Origin of the sequence: Tabrizicola sp. TH137, assembly GCF_002855575.1 — a bacterium.
GTDB lineage: Bacteria > Pseudomonadota > Alphaproteobacteria > Rhodobacterales > Rhodobacteraceae > Paragemmobacter.
This window is the reverse complement of sequence record NZ_PKRQ01000037.1, coordinates 1-1,843: the sequence shown is the minus strand read 5'-3', so window position 1 is coordinate 1,843 and position 1,843 is coordinate 1. Positions and strand designations below refer to the sequence as shown.

Annotated in this window: 3 protein-coding genes; all 3 read left to right on the top strand. The window is 66.3% G+C overall.

Annotated features, from left to right (window positions below; translation table 11 throughout):
* Positions 1 to 110 precede the first annotated feature (110 nt).
* Entirely contained in the window at positions 111 to 533 is a 423-nt protein-coding gene (locus C0V75_RS22655; RefSeq protein ID WP_101923232.1) for an acyl-CoA transferase, read from the top strand.
* A 26-nt stretch (positions 534 to 559) separates the two neighbouring features.
* A complete protein-coding gene (locus C0V75_RS22650; protein WP_101923231.1) occupies positions 560 to 1,504 on the top strand; it encodes a phage tail tube protein in 945 nt (314 codons plus the stop codon).
* Between the two features lie 2 nt (positions 1,505 to 1,506).
* Positions 1,507 to 1,843 (top strand): hypothetical protein (locus C0V75_RS22645; RefSeq protein ID WP_101923230.1); only part of this gene is annotated, 337 nt, incomplete at its 3' end.

Below are 1,843 nucleotides of genomic sequence, written 5' to 3'. Positions count from 1 at the left end.
GTCAGCCAGAAAAGCTCGCCCATGATCCCTCCCCAAGTTGGGAGCTTGAATCATGCCGCGCGCCGTCGCTCAAGCAGATTTATGGGTCCTGACTCTAGAAGACTGCCAACTTGCCCACCACTCGCGAAACCGTCCTCGCCGCGCTGCATGCGCGGCTGCAGCCGCTTGCCGCCCTCACCCTGCGTGACGAGGTGCTTCCCGAGCGGATCACTGCAGTCGGGCTGATCATCCTGCGCGACGGACAGCCGGGCGAACCGGAGGTAACGCTGTCGCCCCTGCGCTATCACTACCAGCACCGGGCCGAACTGGAGGTGGTCATCCAAGCGGGCACCGGCCTGACTAGCGCCTTCGATGACCTGATCGTCGCCATCGGCACGGCGCTGGAGGCTGACCGGACATTGGGCGGCCTCTGCGACTGGGTTGAACCCGAAGCCCCGTCATCCGTCGATCTGCCCGTCGAGGGCGCTGCCAGCCTGAAGGCGGCGCTGATCACCGTCGTCCTGCACTACACCACGACCAGCCCCCTGGCCTGACCCCACACATATCCAAGGAGACCCCCATGGCACGTGCGCAAGGCGCGCGGGCGCAGATGGCGCTTGCGTTCGAGACCACCTATGGAACCCCACCCGCGGGCGGCTTCACGAAGATGCCGTTCGCCAGCACCACGCTGGGGTCGGAACAACCGCTCCTGAACAGCGAACTGCTCGGTTACGGCCGCGACCCTCTTGCGCCGATCAAGGATGCGGTCACGGCGGACGGCAATGTCGTGGTGCCGATCGATGCCGCGGCCTTCGGCTTCTGGCTGAAGGCGGCCTTCGGTGCACCCGTGACGACCGGCGCGGCACCGGGACCCTTCACCCACGAGTTCCGCTCCGGTGCCTGGTCGCTCCCGTCGATGTCCATCGAGACCGGCATGCCGGAGGTGCCGCGCTATGCCATGTATTCTGGCTGTGTCCTCGACAGCCTAAGCTGGCAGATGCAGCGCTCCGGTCTGCTGACCGCAACGGCCAGCCTTGTCGCACAAGGGGAAGCCATCGCCAGTGCCTCCGCAGCGGGAACACTGGCTGACCTCAACCTCCAACGCTTTGGCCATTTCAACGGGGCGATCACGCGCAACGGCCAGCCGCTCGGCAACATTATCTCGGCCGAGATCACCTATGCCAACAATCTCGACCGGGTGGAGACCATCCGCTCGGACGGTCGGATCGACGGGGCGGACCCCTCCATCGCCGCGCTGACCGGCAAGATCGAGGTGCGCTTCGCCGATCAGGTGCTGGTGAATCAGGCCATTGCGGGCGATCCTTGCGCCCTCACATTCGCCTATGTCCTGCCCTCGGGCGAGAGTTTCTCCTTCTCGGCACATGCCGTCTACCTCCCACGCCCCCGGATCGAGATCCCGGGGCCGCAGGGCATCCAGGCCACCTTCGACTGGCAGGCCGCCCGGGATGCCACCTTGGGCCGGATGTGCACCACGACGCTCGTCAACGACATCGAGGAGTATTGATCATGCTACGCCTGAACCTCGCCCGCGAAGCCTGCTGGCTCGACCTTGCGCTGGGCGTGCGCGTGAAGGTCGAACCCCTGACCACGGCCATCATGGTCGCGGCCCGCACCGACCCGGCCGTCCGCGCCATCGCCCCCGGCACGCCCGATGACAGCATCGCGGTCATTTTCGCCAAGGCCATCGCTGCCCGCGCCATCGTCGATTGGGAGAGCGTCGGCGACGCGGATGGCACCCCGATCCCCGTCAGCCCCGAGGCCATCGACGCGCTTCTCGACCTCTGGCCGATCTTCGAGAAGTTCCAGACCGCCTATGTCGCCAAGGGTTTGGAGCTCGAGGTGG